This window comes from Citroniella saccharovorans, assembly GCF_035481615.1.
In the GTDB taxonomy this organism is placed as follows: Bacteria; Bacillota; Clostridia; order Tissierellales; family Peptoniphilaceae; genus Citroniella; species Citroniella saccharovorans.
This window is the reverse complement of record NZ_JAYKOT010000003.1, coordinates 34,271-50,646: the sequence shown is the minus strand read 5'-3', so window position 1 is coordinate 50,646 and position 16,376 is coordinate 34,271. Positions and strand designations below refer to the sequence as shown.

Genomic DNA, 16,376 nt, shown 5'->3' with positions numbered 1-16,376 from the left:
TCACTCCTCAAAATCGTAAATATTAGCTATATCTTCAATAGCAATAGGTAGTTTTGAATTAAACATATCTATTTTTTTAAATTTAAATCTAGAATTTCTATTTAACCTATCAATTTTTTCTTTTATCCTAGCTTCTGGCTCAATCCCTTCTCTTATATAATCATTTAACTCCTTATAGCTAAAACCTAAAACCTCTTCATCAGTTTTTCCAGTTAGACCATCTGAAGGAATTGGATTAACAAATTTTTCATCAAGTCCAATATAAAGTCCAAGCTGAACAACTTCGTCCGTAGTTAAACTTGCAAGAGGAGAAAAAGCTCCAGCCGCATCCCCATAAATAGTCGAATAGCCAACCCAGTCCTCAGATAGATTTGACGTATTTAGAACAGCCCCATTATTTGACTGAGCATAGGCATATAAAAGTGTCATCCTAACTCTTGAAGGAGTATTTATTTTAGACTGGTCACTATAATTAGAGCCAGCACTCTCAACTAAGTTTTTTATCTCCCTAGTTATTTTATTTATATCCAAAATTTTATAATCTACATTTAAAGATTTAGCAATTCCTTCTGCAAGTTCAATACCATCTCTTTTTCCATCAGGGATAATAAGACCTGTAACTTTTTCACTTGTAAGAGCGAGAGTAGAAAGTTTTAGACAGACGCTTGAATCTTTTCCACCGCTTAGACCGATAACTATCCTATCTGCTCCAATTTCTTTAATTTTTCTTCTTATATAATTAATAATTTCAAGCTTTAATTCTTCTAGTTTTTCATTACTTAATTTCATAATATCCTCCACCTATATTATACACTTAATTTACTTAAATAAATTAATTCAATCATTACAATTTTATTACAATTTTTAATATAATCAATTATAAGCTAAACTTAGGAATATAAAAATATATAAAAATAAAGAAAAGTTAATTATTAAATCATTATAATTAATTTATTGATTGATATATTTAAATTTTATTTAGTTTATGTTATAATGTATTTATAAACAAATTAAATTTTAGTAAGGAGTATGAAATGAAAAAGAAATTTTTATCAGTACCTATAATAGCTATTGGCATACTTATGATTTTATCTTACTACAGAGACCCAATGTTTGCAATTAATCACGTTTTAGGGGCTTGGCCTATAGCATTTTCTTTTTTGGGAATAGATAGGTTAAAAAAGAAAAAGGGAAATAAATTTGTATCTATCTTAATTATTCTAATGAGTTTAGCACTTTCTGCAGTTGGATTTATAGAAGGAGTTAAATATACTTTAGTGCCAATCCTTGCAGTTATTCTTATAGCTTTTGGAATATTATTTTTCTTCAATAATGACAAAGATAGCCACTCAAACGAGCTTGAAGGACAAGAATTCGACTTTGACAAAGGAGAAAGGGACGAGCTTTACAAAGAGAAATGGGAAAAAGCTATCGATAACTCAAATTGGGATTTTTCTAAAAATGAATTTAAAGAAATTTTAGATCTTGAAGATGAAAAAGAATATGTCGAGAGTGAAAAAACAAATTCAGAAGAAAAAGCTAAAGTTCAAGAAGACTCTAGAAAAAAACTCATACCAGATAATATATTAGATGATTTAAATGTTGCACTTGGAGATCTTTCTGAAAAAGCAAAGGAATTAGGTAAAAACATCAACGATTCAAATCTAAAAAATAAAAAATCTTACCAAATCAAGAAAAAAAACAAGGGATTCGTATTTTTAAACAATGACTACCTTACTAAAAGTATCCTTTTTGGAGAAGACAAGCTTGTGGTAGATTCTGATGAATTTACTGGAGCAAACCTTCAAGCCACATTTGGCGAATTAAAAGTTGATCTTTCAAGAGTTACTCCTAAAGAAAGGGATATTTATATTACTAATAACGTTCTATTTGGAGAGACTACAATTAGGATCCCAGAATCTTGGGTTGTATATGTAAATGGTTCAACGCTTTTTGGAGAAACTAAAATTCCAAGTTTTTCATCTCCTAGCCCATCTCATAGGCTCTATGTTAATAATTCAGTTCTATTTGGAGAATTTCATATAGAATATAAAAAGAATAAAGAATAATATAAGTATAAAAGTCCTTTAATAAAAAGATTTTATCCTTAACTTAATTGGATAAGAGTTTTACACATAAATCTTATTATAATTTTTTTTGACCGGCAAATATATCTTTGCCGGTCTTTTTAATTTTTATAAATTATTATATAATTATAAAAAAGGAGGATAAGATGACCCATTTTCAAATTAAACTCATAGCACTTATAACAATGTTTATAGACCATTTTGCCATGGTTTTTGGATACTATGGAGTAGGACTTTTTTCATCCAAAACAACCTATTTATTAAGATCTATAGGTAGAATTGCTTTTCCAATATTTGCATTTAATATATCTAATGGCCTTGAAAAGACAAAATCTCGTGAAAAATATCTAGAAAGACTTGTTCTTTTTGCCTTTATTTCAGAAATTCCATTTGTACTTATGCACTATGGTGGAGATAGCATTATGCAAAATTTTACTAGCTTCTTTGAAATTTTTTCAAATTTAAAATTTAATTTAAGTCTAGAACCGCTTGAAATTCTTGCACTTATATCAACAAACATACTAGTATTTTACTTTTTTCAATATAAAAATAAGAAATTTTGCCTATTTTATCTCTTGGCATCCAGCCTTTCTATAATTAGTCTGTACTCGCTTCCATACAGAGTCTATATTCTGGATCCTACAAAACTAAATGTATTTTACACGCTATTTACAGGAGCTTTTGTTTCCTACATTTTAGACTCTATTATTTTGAGATTTAAAAAATTTGATGGTAAAAAATTAATTGAAATTGTGCTTTTAGCAATTATGGCAGGACTTACTATATTTGTATTTACAAAAAATTCAGATTACGGCTACAAGGGCGTTTTACTAATCTTTTTACTATATGTGTTTAAAAAAATTAAGTTTCTTCAACTTATCACCCTTACCTGCTGGCTTTATTTCACCTACTACTACCCAATACCTATGGGAGAGGAGATAAGTTTATTATTTGTCTTTTCACTAGTATCCGTTTTAGTAGCTTTTCTATATAATGGCAAAAAAGGATATAATAATAAGGTATTTAGAATATTTACCTATATCTTTTATCCGCTTCATATAAGCCTACTTTTTATATTTTCCTTCCTTTATCAATTGGGGATAATATAAAATATAAAAAATTAGCATTTAAATCCTAAATAAAAAACTAGAATTTATAAGATAGAAAATACAAATAATATTTTTTAAAAATTCAACTAAAAAATGGATATATTTTAAAAAATATATCCATTTTGCTTTTATCTATTATTCTATCTTTTCAGCTGTTTTGCCCCTCTTTTTTCTTTTTTTAAAAATCTAATAAATTTATAGATGGTAAAGAAAAGAGCAATATAACCTATAAGTGTAAATGTATAAATTACTATATTAGTTATAAGTGTTTTGTTGCTTACCTTGGTTGAACTAATAAGTTTGTCTAAATCAATTTTCTTAACCGTTATTTTTCCGCTCGGATTTTCATCTGTTTTTTCTGAACTTTCTTCTATAAAGTCTTCCTTTATCTCGTCACTTCTTCTAACGGCATTTACTAAAAGTCTATCTGGAAATGGTGGAATTGGTGGGTGGCAAGTTAGTAGGGTTAGCATATCCTCATCTTCTTTTGGCTCCAAACTTTTCCAGTCATTTGCATCTATAATTTCTTTGTCAGTTACATAGTATGTTAAAACTTCACTTCCTCTATCAATGAAAATCTCATCTCCACTTTCGAGCTCATCTGCATGTAGAAGAAATGTATCTCCATACCAGCCTCTATGACCAGCAATTACGCATCTTGTTCCCCTTCCTCCAACTGGTAGTCCTGTTCCCTCAATTTGTGCAAAGCCCTTATCAAGATGGTCATAACTTGCATCTAAGTAGATTGGCTTTATAACATCTATCTTGGGAATAATCATATAGGCAAAAATTTCATCTTGTCCAATTGTTTTAAGTTCATAGTTAGCCCTATAATCATTTGCTTCAAAAGGATCGACAACTGCTTTTTCGCTTTGATTTTTAATTTTTTTATTATATTCTATAATTTCTTCTTCTCTTTTTTTAAGTGAGTCTGGATCGATTTTTTGAAATTCATCCTTGTAACTCACGTATCTTGATCTAGACATAAAAGAGTTTACTGTTAATTTTGTAAATGCAAATAAGGGTAAGGCTATACCAAGGATTATTAGAATATAGCCAATAATTTTTCTAATCCTTTTGTTCATCTTCCTTTATCCCCACTTTCTTTTTAAAACGTACATAATCCACTAACTCATATATTGTAATAGCAAATAAAACTCCTAACAATACAAGTAAATATGGTAAAAATCTTCCATAAATAGAATCTTTTTGTCCCTTTATAATCTTATCTTCATCAATTGGACCAACATATTCTGTCCTATGGCCTCTTACGAGAAGTCTATGTGAATTGATCATATAGGGAGTACATGTAAGAAGAGTCATATAGTCTTCATTTTCTTTTACCAAAACAGGATCAAAATTCGAAGGTTCAACAGTTAATTTTTGATCTACCTCATAAGCTAGGGTTCCAGCTATATTATGGAAGAAAAATATATCTCCATTTTCAAGCTTATCAAGGTCTCTAAAAAATTTTGCCTTAGGTAAACCTCTGTGGGCTGTTATTACTGAATGGGTAGATTTTCCTCCAATAGGTAAACTCGTTCCTTGAAGATGGCCAGCCCCCTTTTGTAAAACTTCCTCGAAGGTTCCGGCATATACTGGAATTTTTTGATCTATCTTAGGTATATCAATATAGCCAATCATCTCTTTTAATTCAAGCATCTTTGCATAAGCTGCAATCCCCTTTTTTTCCTTATCTGTATAGGGGTCTGAAAGTCTTGAAGGGTCGAGTGTTTCATTGTAAGCCTTTGCAAGCTCAAGCCTCTCTTTTATTTCAGCATCATCAAGCTTAGATTGTGCTTTAATAAACTTTAAAGTTTCACCCTCCTGAACTATTCTATAATATTGGTTACTAATTATTGGATAAATCATAATCAAAAATCCAAGCAAGAAAAGTAGTCCAAAGAAAATCTTTCTTCCCTTACCAAAATTTTTTTTTGCCTTTTTTTTCATGACTAATTTTCGCTTTCCTTACTCTTATCCACTATTTTTTTCGCTGCATTATTTCTTAAAGTTCTTTCTATTCTCTTTTTCTTTCTCTTTAGATGGATAATTATCATAAGCAATATAACAATTACAATAAGTGAAGCATAGAACATATACTTGTATTGGAAAGATGCGATATTGTCGGCAATTAATTTTTCATCAACTGCTGCAACATACTCAACTCTATGACCTCTTACTAGAAGCCTATGAGTATTTATCATAATAGGTGTACAGGTTAAAAGAGTTGCATAGTCGTGCCCTTTTACAATAAGTAGGTCACTGAAGTTTGAAGGTTCGACGGTTTTTATCTGGTCTACTTGATATGCCATAACGCCTTCAATATTGTGAATGTAAAACTTATCTCCAATTTCAAGCTGATTTAAATCTGTAAAAAGCCTAGCTTTTGGAAGTCCAGAGTGAGCTGTAATAACTGTGTGAGAAGAGTTTCCCCCAATAGGTAAACTTGTTCCTTCAAGGTGGCCTGCTCCCTTTTGTAAAACTTCTTCGCTTGTACCGGCATATATAGGAATATCTATATCTATCTTGGGAACTTGAATATGACCAATTTTTTCGTGCAATTCAAGCATTCTTGCGTATTCCGCCCCAGCATCTGATTTTTCTTTATCAGTATATGGGTCTTTTTCAAGGTGGTTAACAAATGTATCATTGTAAATTCTTGCAAGTTTCATCCTTCTTGCAATTTCTTCCTTATCTAGTTTGCTAACCTCGTTTTTAAAGTCTTGAACCTGATTGTTAGCTTCAATCCTATAATAGTATCTTGAAATCATTGGGTAGGATAAAACTCCAAGTCCTATAAAAAATATTATAATAAAAAGAATATTAGATTTTTTCTTTTTTTTCTTAATTTTTTTACTCATAATTTTTCCTTTCAATTAGAAAATATAGACAATGATTATGGGAATCACTATAAAAATTATACCATATAATATGATAAAATTAGCAGTTAAAAAAATCATTCTATATATCTTAGCTAAAAATTAATTTAATAAATATAAAGTTTAATATATAGGAAATATGTATTAAAATTTAGTCTCTAAAAATGAAATATAAAATCTTATTTTTTCTGTATTTAAATTTTATATTCATACTTTTCAATCAAATTGTACAGCTTTAAATTTATTTACTGTTTATTATATATCATTTTTGTAAAATATTCCACAAATTATTTTAAGTTTTATATTTTAACTACAATATGAAATAAGAATTTTTTATTTCTTATTATAGAAAATATAAAAATAAACTTAAAAGGCCAAATTATATTTACTTCTATTATAAGCAATCAAGATAAAAGTAAAAAGGCATTTTAAAGTAAAAAACTACTAGAAAAATTTTAATTTTTCCAGTAGTTTTATAATTTTTGAGAGTATTTATATTTTTATTTGTTACTAGCTAATTCCATAGGTCTATCATTTTCAAAATCCCATTCATTTTTTGCATTTGAAAACTTAAGGAAAGTTGAAAGAAGTGCAAATATAGCTAGGGCAAAGCAGTACCAAGCAAATGGAACTATCTCTACAGGAGATACTTTTCCATCTGAGAAGCCTGAAGCTATAAGTAGCTGAGCTCCATAAGGGATTATTCCTTGGATTATACAAGAGAATATATCTAGTAATGATGCCATTTTTCTTGGGTCAACCTTATATTCATTTGAAAGGTCTTTTGCAATTGGTCCAGCTATAATTATTGAAACAGTGTTATTTGCAACTGATAAGTTAATTAAAGAAACAAGGCTTGCTACTGCAAGTTCAACTGATCTTGATCCCTTAATCATCTTCTTAATCTTTAGAATTAACCAATCAATTCCACCAGCTTGTCTTACCATATGAGCAAGTCCACCAGTTAGCATAGAAAGTAGGAAGATTTCTGTCATTGAAGTAAAACCTTCATAAATTGTTTGAGCTAAACTAATTAATCCATCAAATGCTCCATAAAATCCTCCTATTATACTTGCAATAATTGTTCCACTCATTAGTACAACAAAAACATTAACTCCAGATAATGATGCAATGATTACAAATAAATATGGAATAATTTTAAGAAAATTATAAGTTCCAATATCAAGTGGCACATCTGATGTTGGTCTAGCTGCTATAAGATAAGTTATAAAAATAAGTAAGATTGCAGGGATTGCTATTTTAAAGTTCATAAGGAATTTATCTTTATTTTGAACATTTTGTGTTCTAGTTGCAGCTATTGTAGTGTCTGAAATAAGTGAAAGGTTGTCACCAGCCATAGCTCCACCTACCAAAGCTCCAAGCATTAAAGCTGAATTAAGATCTCCTTTTACTGATAATTCAAAAGCTATAGGTCCAAGTGCTAAAATTGTTCCTACAGATGAGCCAGATGCAGTTGATAGAAAAACAGAAATAATAAATACTCCAGCAGTAATAAATTTAACTGGTATATAAGTTAAAAATAAATTAACAACTGAATCAACAGCACCAATTTTTTTACATACAGCAGCAAAGGCTCCTGCTAGTAAATAAATAATACACATGATGATAATATTTTCATCACCACAGCCACTTACAAAAGAATTTACTTTTTCGTCAATAGTACCCTTAAACATTACAAAGGCTACTACAATACCTAAAGTAATTGAGATTGGAGATGGTATTTGATAAAATGCCATTTCTACTCCGTTCATTTGAAGAACAATACCACTAATTAAGTAGAAAGCCACAAAAACTAAAAAAGGTATGAGGGCTAGTCCACTTGGTTTTTTCTTTTCCATTTCTTTACCTCCATTTATTTGTTTAATTTTTCTATGTCAATAGGATAGGAGCCGTACTCTCTACCAGCTTCCATAAAAGATTCAATATTTTCAAAAGGTGTTCCTTTAGGAATTTGGCAGCCAGTGCAAACTATATATCCGCACTTTGAATCATGAGCCTTCCTAATACACTCTTTAACACTTTTAAAAATATCTTCTCTTTTTCCTAAGTACATAACATCAACAGGTGGGACATTTCCAGTTATAGTCACTCTGTCCCCAATTTCATTTTTGGCAACTTCTAAGTCTTCTATATTATCTATAGAAAAATTGCCTATTCCACACTGAACTAAATCTTCCCAAAGTTCATGAGATTTACCGCAAATATGAACAGTTGGTTTTGAATTTAAGTATTTATGGCAAGCTTCTATATTTCTCTTAAAATATGGAAGTGAAAATTCCCTAAATTGTTCAAGTTTTAGTAGGGATGTTGAAGATACAGGATCGCAAAATCCAGTTGTAAAGCCAAGTTTTCCCAAAGCTTTTATATATTCTTCATTGTTCCTAGTTACAATATCCATAACCTTGTGTACAGCATCAGGTTTTTTTCTCATCCACTTAAGTAATCTTTCAGTTCCAACAACGGATGCACATGCACTAAATGGAGCTGTCATTGATGCTCCAATATCTGCTTCATCTCCAACCCTATCTCTAATGATTTGTAAGGCTTCTAAAAGTAGAGGGAGTTTTCCATCTTTAAATGGATCTATAATAGTAAGTTTGTCTATATCTTCTTCGCACTCAACGACAGGCTTTTCAAGTAAAGATATATTATCCTCTGGATACCTTATTTTTGTTCCCATGGCTTCAGCCATTCCTCTAAGTGTTGTTGATATACATAAAGAATCATGCCTTAACTTGTTAAAAAGTCCTATTTCTGTCTCAGCCATAACCTTTGCTGAATGGTAATATTCATAGGTTGTTTTTCCAAAATAGTAAGCCATTGTAACTCCACCATCAGGAACTAAAGGCAACCTATCTATTTCTTTTCCCTGAGAAAAGAGAGTCATTCTTTCTTTTGGTGTTAGCTTATCCTTAAACATTTTCTACATCAACCTCCTTAAATAACAAACATTTACTAAATAATTTTTCATAATTTTCGTCTAATGATAACTCAATATGTTTAACATCACTAGCAATTTTCTCAATTTTTTCTCTTGCCCCATTTTCCATAAGCATAATATATGCCCCTATTTTTGAAGAATTTCCTATATAATTGATCCTATCTTCAAGAAGCTTTGGCAGAATCCCAGCACCAACAAGCGCCTGTCTAGATAGATATGACCCAAACTGACCAGCTATCAACACCTCATCTATATCATCAAGTTTTGTGTCACTTTCTTTTAAAAGAGATAGAAAAGCAGAAAGAATTGCACCCTTAGCAAGTTGAACTGCCCTTATATCCTTTTGGGAAATGAAAATATTTTTTTCCTCATCCAAGACAAACTCTCTTTTATTTCCATCTAGCCTTAAATATTTTCTTCTATAGTCACCCTCATCTATGTCATTTAACTTTATAAAAGCTCCTGAATCTTTCACAAATCCGCATCTTACAAGTTCACTAATAGAAGATAGGATGCCACTGCCGCAAATACCAAGCGGTTCTTTATCACCAATAACTTTTAAATATAATCCATCTTCACTAATTCTAAGATCTTCTATGGCTCCATTTTCTCCCCTCATGCCTGAAGAAATATTCATTCCCTCAAGAGCTGGGCCTGCAGCAGCCGAGGCTCCATACATCTTTCCATCCTTTATTAGAATCATTTCCCCATTTGTACCAATATCTAAAAATAAGGCGTTTTTATTAGACTTGTAAAGGCCAGAAATATATAAGCCTGATGTAATATCTCCTCCGATAAAACTAGATACGTGAGCTGCTGTATATAGTTTGGCATTTTCATTTGATAAAAGCCCAAGCTCTCTTGCCCTTATAGAATATGTTCCATCGAATTTTGTTTTATAAGGGAATACTCCTAGGCTTTTTGCCTCAAGTCCTAAAAGATAGTGGGTCATAGTTGTATTAGCTGATATGTCAAATTCAACAATGTCTTCTTGTTTAATTCCCCATTTATCTGTAAGAATTTTAGTAAGCCTATTAATCTCATCGATAATTTTTTTATGAAGATTATCCTTTCCATCTTCATTTTCAATTTCATAAGATATTCTTGTTAATACGTCTAGTCCATAAGCTTTCTGAGGATTCACCGAACCTATGCTTGAAAAATTTCCATTTTTTAAATTAACTAAATCAAGAGCAATAGTAGTAGTTCCAATATCTACTGAAACCCCATATCCATCTCTAAAATTTTTTTCAAAATCTGGTAGGTTTCCTTCCGTTAATATATTTAATCCTTCAGTTTTTTCGGCTATTGTTACTACAATATCTCCCTTAATTTCATATTCGCAGCTGAGCTTAAAAATATGATCAGAGTCATTATTTTGATTATTTGAAATCTCCTCTATATAAACTCCACACTTTTTACAAGTTCCCTTGCCATTGCACGGATTTTCTATATAGATTCCATTTTTTAATAAAAACTTTAAAAGATTTTCCCCATCTTGACAAAAAAATTCCTTGTCATTAACTATAACTTTATGCATTCTCTTCCTCTAATGCTTCAAGCATTGCCTTAATATTTTCGATAGGGGTTTTCATACCTAGACCACAAGCTGGTGAAATAATAGATGAGCCATTTCTCTTAGCGGAAAGAGTTAAGTCTTTAATCTTGCTACTTTCCATAAATTCTAATGCATAAGTTGAAACATTTCCCATAAGAACCCTATCTTTTAAATTTTTCTTAGCCTCTGTCATAGAAACCATAGAATCAAAACTTAAAGTATTTGACCTAATCTTATTTACTTCCTTGTAAACTCCTGTCATATTGCCGCAAATATGCACTATTGTTTTAATATTTCTTTTTGCCAAGCTATCAACAATTTTATTAATATAATAGACTGTAAATTCTTCAAATCTCTTTGGACCTAAAATCTCACCCGTACCACTAGGATCAGCGATTGCTATCAAATCAGCTCCCCTATCAGCCATCTTATTAGCAAGTTTTACAAGGTCAGCTGTTAGAAAATCTAAATATTCATGAGCAAGTTTATTTTTCTTTACAAGAGCTTTATAAAACTTTACAGGATCTAATATTGTAGTAGCTAAACTAATTGGTCCAGTAACATTCCCAATAATAGGAATGTCCTTATTTCCTTCACTTTTTAAAATTTCAATAGCAGAAAGAACTTCTTCAACCCTATTAGAAAAATCCATTTCTTTTAAATTTTTAAAATCTTCAATTTCATCAATTAAAAATCCAACAACGTGAGGTTCAAAAATATCAGAACCATAATCTACATCGCTTCCATAGGCTTCAGCTTCAAGAGTCATACAAAAAGGGACTCCATAATTTTCAAAACAAGACTCTTCAACAACAGCCTCTATAAGCTTAACCATATCGTGCCTATTTTTATGAGCTTCTGGAAGATATGTTCCAATTTTTTCCATTAAGTCCTTAGTGATCATATTCATCATACCTCCAGGGCAGATGCAAGGAGGTCTATCAGTTTTTATATTATCTAGGCTCTTAAGTAGCCTTTCTTTCTTACTTTCCACTTAGTAACTCCTTTATTCCTTTTACAGCTTCAACAGCATTTACAGTATAAAGGTCGGCTCCTATTTGTTCTGCAAATTTTCTAGAAATAGGTCCTCCTCCAATCATAACTTTAACCCTATCTCTAACCCCTTTTTCCTCTAAACCTTCAATAACTGCTTTCATTCCAGGCATAGTTGTAGTCATAAGTGTAGATAGGCAAACAAATTCTATATCTTCATCATTAACAACTGCATTTACAAACTCTTCAACAGGCACATCTCTTCCAAGATCTACCATTTCAAATCCGCCAGCTTCCATCATTATCTTAACAAGGTTTTTGCCTATATCGTGTGTATCTCCTTGAATAACGCCAATAACTCCCTTTGTTTTTTTAGTGAGTTTTTCTTCTTTTATGTGTGGCTTTAAAACATTTAAAGCCGCATACATACTGTCTGAGCAAAGTAGTAGGTCGGTTACGAAATATTCCTCTTCTTCAAATAGGACTGAAACCCTATCCATACCAGGAATTAATCCTTCCATAATTGCATCAAATGCATCATAACCTTCCTCTATATAATCAATCGCTAATTTTTCGATTTCCTCTTCTTCCATATCTACAACATAATCAGAAAATTTTTCCATATATTCTTGTTTTTCCATGACTAACCCCTTTCTAAAATTTACTATATTAAACTAAAAATCTTTATACTCTTTACATTTTGTTCTAAATTGTTGATGCATCTTGCTCCTGTTAAAGATTTTTTATCTAGTGATAAAAGTGCATCCTTATACTTTATCTCATCTTCAAAAAAAATTGTATCCTCTTTTATTAATCCAAGAGCTTTAAAGCTTAAATAAAGTTTTGGACAGGTATGGATTAAGCTTTTTCCATAAGTGATTTCAGACATTTTTTTAATAAGTGATAGGTAATAAGAATTTATAAGATCAGTAAGCACTTTTTCTCCAACAATCTTAACTCCAATTGATGGATCTGCAAAACTAATTATATCTACTCCCATATTAGACAATAAATCTGTAAAATTTAAAGTATAATCACTTATTTTTTCAAATAAAATATCTATTTTTTCCCTATCTTTTCTAAAAGCCTTAAAAACATTTGACAAGCTAACAAGTCCATCCAAGGTTCCAACAGGTCCAGATAACTCTATAGCTAGCTTAATATTATCTTTTTTTAAAAGTTCTATCGCTTTTAATATCTCACTTGTCATTTGGCTAAATTCTTTTTTCTCTAAATTTTGAAGCTCCAAGCATTCGTCTAAGCTCTTGCAAATTGCTTTTCCAGTTCTTGTAGTAGAATTGGATGGAAAAGAAACATTGCCTCCTAAAGCTTCTGCAAGAATATTGTGACCTAGCGGAAGAAAATTAATAGAAGGATTATTTAAAGATTTAATATATCTATATATATCTTCTCCTTTTTTAAAATCATAATTTTCCCTCAAATTATCTTCAGAAATTTCATTTTTAACGTCTGGGCATATATAATCTTTAATCAAGTTATTTATTCCTTTCATGTGTTGAGTCTAATAAAAATAGATTTTAAAACTAATTAACATATTATCTATCTTTATTATATCATTTATTTTGCTGTTTAGTTATAAATATTTCTTATGAGACTTTATAATCAATAAGATATTCTTATGAGTACGTTTTTTTGAATATTTTAAATTAGAAATTTCACAAAAAAGACCCTTGGTAAATAAAATTTATTACCAAGGGTCGAATAAAATCATTTTGAAGACTTAATTTTATTTTTTTAAATCTTTAATAGTATCTTCTGCTTTCTTTTTTATTCCTCTTAGAAGATCTGATGAGTCTCTTTTTATATCATCAAACTTATCTTCAGTCATTTTCTTTAAATCTTTCTTTTTATTATCAGCTTCTTTTTTAGCATCTTTAGCTTTTTTACTAGCTTTCTTTTCTATGTCTTTTGCCTTCCTTTCAGCCTTTTTTTCCATTGCTTTAGCTTTCTTATCGGCTTCTTTTTTTATTTCTTTCACTTTTTTGTCTGCATCTTTTTTAAGTTCATTTATTTTATCTTTAATATTATCCATAATATAAACCTCCTTAGTGTCTATATTTATATATATACCCAATTATAAAAAAATAACTTTAAATTCCAGTTACAATTATGTAAAAAAATAATAATAGAAAAAAAGAGTTTTAAAATAGTGTTTTATTGATATAAATTTTATACTATATAGGGTATAGTTTAATTACATTTATTAATTTATATACTATTGGAGGTATAATGCAAATAAAGAAAAGAAACGGTTCTCTAGCCGATTTTGATATAAAAAAAATTGAAATTGCAATTTCTAAAGCCTATGATTCCGTGGCTAAACCTAGAGATGAAAAGAAAATTGCACAAATAGCAAAAGATGTAAAGGAAAAAGCTATCAGGTCTTTTCCCAAATCCCACACTGTAAGTGTAGAAGAAATTCAAGACCTTGTTGAGATTTCACTAATTGAGCATAATGAATACAAGGTAGTTAGAAGCTACATTCTCTATAGACAATCACATTTTATTATGAGAAAAACCATTGAAGATTTTTCTATCTATATTAAAAATGAAGAAATCTTAGATTTAATTAGAGAAATACAAAATGAATTTAAGGAAGATTCTTATAACTTAATGTATCTATACAATAAGTTTTCTCCCTATGCCAACGAAAATAAAAGTGATATAGAGCTTTTAGATATTCTTATAAAAACTTCAAGTGAATTAACAAGCAAGGAAGAGCCAAGCTGGGAATATATTTCTGCTAGATTTTTAAGCAAAAAAATAGACCTACTAGTTAGAGAAAAAGAAAATAAGTATGAGCTAGTATCTTTTTACAAAAAACTAAAATTCCTTACAGAAAAAGGTCTATATGGTTCCTATATACTTGAAAATTATAATGAAGATGAGATTAATAAACTTTACCAATATATAGATTTTAAGAGAGATAAATTATTTAACTTCCCAGGTCTTGACTTATTAATGAAAAGATATCTTTTAAAAAATTCAGATGGTGAACTTTTAGAAAGACCGGGAGAGCTTTTTATGGGGATTGCTATGCACCTTGCCATGAAAGAAAAAGAAAAGCTAAAATATGCTAAAGATTTTTACGATATTCTTTCTAAACTAAAGGTTACTATGGCAACTCCTACTCTATCAAATGCACGTAGACCTTTCCATCAGCTTTCAAGCTGCTTTATAGATACTGTTCCCGACTCCCTAACAGGAATTTATAGATCCATTGATAATTTCGCCCAAGTTTCAAAACATGGAGGCGGAATGGGCCTATATTTTGGAAAAGTTAGGTCTATGGGCTCTGATATTAGAGGATATAAGGGAGTTGCAGGCGGAGTAACCAGGTGGATAAAACTTGCAAATGATACTGCAGTTGCAGTTGACCAGCTAGGTGTAAGACAGGGTGCATGTGCCTGCTACCTTGATATATGGCACAAGGATATACCAGAGTTTTTACAATTAAGAACTAATAATGGTGACGATAGGATGAAGTCGCACGACATTTTCCCTGGAATTTGCGTTCCAAATATTTTTTGGAAACTTTGCGAGGAAAATTTGGACGCTGATTGGCCGCTTTTTGATCCACATGAAATTGAAAGCAAGATGGGATTTTGCCTTGAAGATTATTATGGAGAGGAGTTTGAAAAAAAATACTTAGAAGTTGTTAATAATCCAAATATTTCCAGAAGGGTTTTAAGCGTAAAAGATATAGTTAGACTCTTTATAAAGTCACTTGTTGAAACTGGAACTCCTTTTGTATTTAATAGGGATACAGTTAATAATCTAAATCCAAATTCTCACAAGGGAATAATTTACTCCTCTAATTTATGCACAGAAATTATGCAAAATACGAGTCCTATAAAAACAATTGGAGAGGAAATTACTGAAGAAGATGGAAACATAGTAGTTTCTAAAAAATCAATTCCAGGAGATTTTGTTGTCTGTAACCTAGCATCTCTTGTGCTTGGAAATATTGATGTAAATGATAAAAATGAACTTGAATTTGTTGTAAGAACAAGCGTAAGGGCCTTGGATAATGTTATAGACTTAAACTTTTATCCAGTAAGTTATGCTAAGATTACCAACCAAAAATATAGGTCAATAGGGCTTGGAACAAGCGGCTACCACCACATGCTAATAAATAATGGTATTAAATTTCAAAGTGAGGAGCATTTAGCTTTTGCAGATAAAGTATATGAAGATATAAACTACTACGCCCTTAAAGAATCCAATTATATAGCAAAAGAAAAAGGTTCTTATGCTTATTTTAAAGGATCTGATTATGAAACTGGTGCTTATTTTAAAAAGAGGAATTATACTAGCTCAAGGTGGAAGGAACTTGAAAAAGAAATAGAAAAAAATGGATTAAGAAATGGTTATATAATGGCAATTGCCCCAACTGGATCTACTTCTATTATAGCCGGCACTACTGCTGGCATCGACCCAGTTATGAGTAGGTTCTTTATAGAAGAGAAAAAGGGAGCCCTACTTCCTAGAGTTAGTCCGAACTTAAATCCAAAAACTTTTTGGCTATATGAAAATGCTCATGAGGTTGACCAAAATTATGTTGTTGATTCTGCTTCAATTAGACAAAGGCACATTGACCAGGCTCAGTCTCTAAATTTATATATAACTACTGATTTTACTATGAAAACTATTTTAAATCTTTATATAAGAGCTTATGAAAAGGGTATAAAATCTATATATTATGTAAGAAGCAAGTCACTTGAAGTCCCAGAATGTGACAGCTGCTCAAGTTAATAGGAGGAA

At 30.5% G+C, this 16,376-nt stretch carries 14 protein-coding genes; 3 read left to right on the top strand and 11 right to left on the bottom strand.

Annotated elements, in window-relative coordinates:
- The gene (gene nadE, locus VLK81_RS02765) at nucleotides 1-789 is read right to left on the bottom strand and encodes an NAD(+) synthase (RefSeq protein ID WP_324619034.1); all 789 of its coding nucleotides are present in this window, start codon (nucleotides 787-789) and stop codon (nucleotides 1-3) included.
- 245 nt (nucleotides 790-1,034) lie between these two features.
- Between nadE and VLK81_RS02760 the strand changes: the two genes are divergently transcribed.
- The gene (locus tag VLK81_RS02760) at nucleotides 1,035-2,069 is read left to right on the top strand and encodes a LiaF domain-containing protein (protein ID WP_324619033.1); all 1,035 of its coding nucleotides are present in this window, start codon (nucleotides 1,035-1,037) and stop codon (nucleotides 2,067-2,069) included.
- Nucleotides 2,070-2,233: 164 nt separating this feature from the next.
- A complete protein-coding gene (locus VLK81_RS02755) occupies nucleotides 2,234-3,196 on the top strand; it encodes a TraX family protein (protein WP_324619031.1) in 963 nt (320 codons plus the stop codon).
- A gap of 140 nt (nucleotides 3,197-3,336) precedes the next feature.
- On the opposite strand, the gene VLK81_RS02750 is transcribed toward VLK81_RS02755, so the two are convergent.
- The 10 genes from VLK81_RS02750 to VLK81_RS02705 form a co-directional block, all read right to left on the bottom strand.
- A complete protein-coding gene (locus VLK81_RS02750; protein WP_324619029.1) occupies nucleotides 3,337-4,281 on the bottom strand; it encodes a class C sortase in 945 nt (314 codons plus the stop codon).
- Complete coding sequence (locus tag VLK81_RS02745; RefSeq protein WP_324619027.1) at nucleotides 4,265-5,149, bottom strand: class C sortase; 885 nt, start codon at nucleotides 5,147-5,149, stop codon at nucleotides 4,265-4,267. The genes VLK81_RS02750 and VLK81_RS02745 overlap by 17 nt, the downstream gene beginning before the upstream one ends.
- Before the next feature lie 2 nt (nucleotides 5,150-5,151).
- On the bottom strand, nucleotides 5,152-6,060 hold the full coding sequence (locus tag VLK81_RS02740) for a class C sortase (RefSeq protein ID WP_324619026.1): 909 nt from the start codon (nucleotides 6,058-6,060) through the stop codon (nucleotides 5,152-5,154).
- 518 nt (nucleotides 6,061-6,578) lie between these two features.
- Nucleotides 6,579-7,937: a Na+/H+ antiporter NhaC family protein gene (locus VLK81_RS02735; protein WP_324619025.1), complete on the bottom strand. Its 1,359-nt coding sequence runs from the start codon at nucleotides 7,935-7,937 to the stop codon at nucleotides 6,579-6,581.
- 14 nt (nucleotides 7,938-7,951) lie between these two features.
- Nucleotides 7,952-9,019, bottom strand: coding sequence for a uroporphyrinogen decarboxylase family protein (locus tag VLK81_RS02730; RefSeq protein ID WP_324619023.1), 1,068 nt, complete (start codon nucleotides 9,017-9,019; stop codon nucleotides 7,952-7,954).
- The gene (locus VLK81_RS02725; protein WP_324619021.1) at nucleotides 9,012-10,580 is read right to left on the bottom strand and encodes an ASKHA domain-containing protein; all 1,569 of its coding nucleotides are present in this window, start codon (nucleotides 10,578-10,580) and stop codon (nucleotides 9,012-9,014) included. The genes VLK81_RS02730 and VLK81_RS02725 overlap by 8 nt, the downstream gene beginning before the upstream one ends.
- Nucleotides 10,573-11,592, bottom strand: coding sequence for a uroporphyrinogen decarboxylase family protein (locus VLK81_RS02720; RefSeq protein ID WP_324619020.1), 1,020 nt, complete (start codon nucleotides 11,590-11,592; stop codon nucleotides 10,573-10,575). Before VLK81_RS02720 ends, VLK81_RS02725 begins: the two co-directional genes overlap by 8 nt.
- Nucleotides 11,582-12,232: a corrinoid protein gene (locus VLK81_RS02715; RefSeq protein WP_324619018.1), complete on the bottom strand. Its 651-nt coding sequence runs from the start codon at nucleotides 12,230-12,232 to the stop codon at nucleotides 11,582-11,584. The genes VLK81_RS02720 and VLK81_RS02715 overlap by 11 nt, the downstream gene beginning before the upstream one ends.
- A 23-nt stretch (nucleotides 12,233-12,255) precedes the next feature.
- A complete protein-coding gene (locus VLK81_RS02710) occupies nucleotides 12,256-13,104 on the bottom strand; it encodes a uroporphyrinogen decarboxylase family protein (RefSeq protein ID WP_324619017.1) in 849 nt (282 codons plus the stop codon).
- A 234-nt stretch (nucleotides 13,105-13,338) separates the two neighbouring features.
- Nucleotides 13,339-13,644, bottom strand: coding sequence for a hypothetical protein (locus VLK81_RS02705; protein WP_324619015.1), 306 nt, complete (start codon nucleotides 13,642-13,644; stop codon nucleotides 13,339-13,341).
- Between the two features lie 197 nt (nucleotides 13,645-13,841).
- Between VLK81_RS02705 and VLK81_RS02700 the strand changes: the two genes are divergently transcribed.
- Nucleotides 13,842-16,367 carry a ribonucleoside-diphosphate reductase subunit alpha gene (locus tag VLK81_RS02700; protein WP_324619013.1) on the top strand — a complete coding sequence of 842 codons (2,526 nt, stop codon included), beginning with the start codon at nucleotides 13,842-13,844 and terminating at the stop codon, nucleotides 16,365-16,367.
- Nucleotides 16,368-16,376 lie beyond the last annotated feature (9 nt).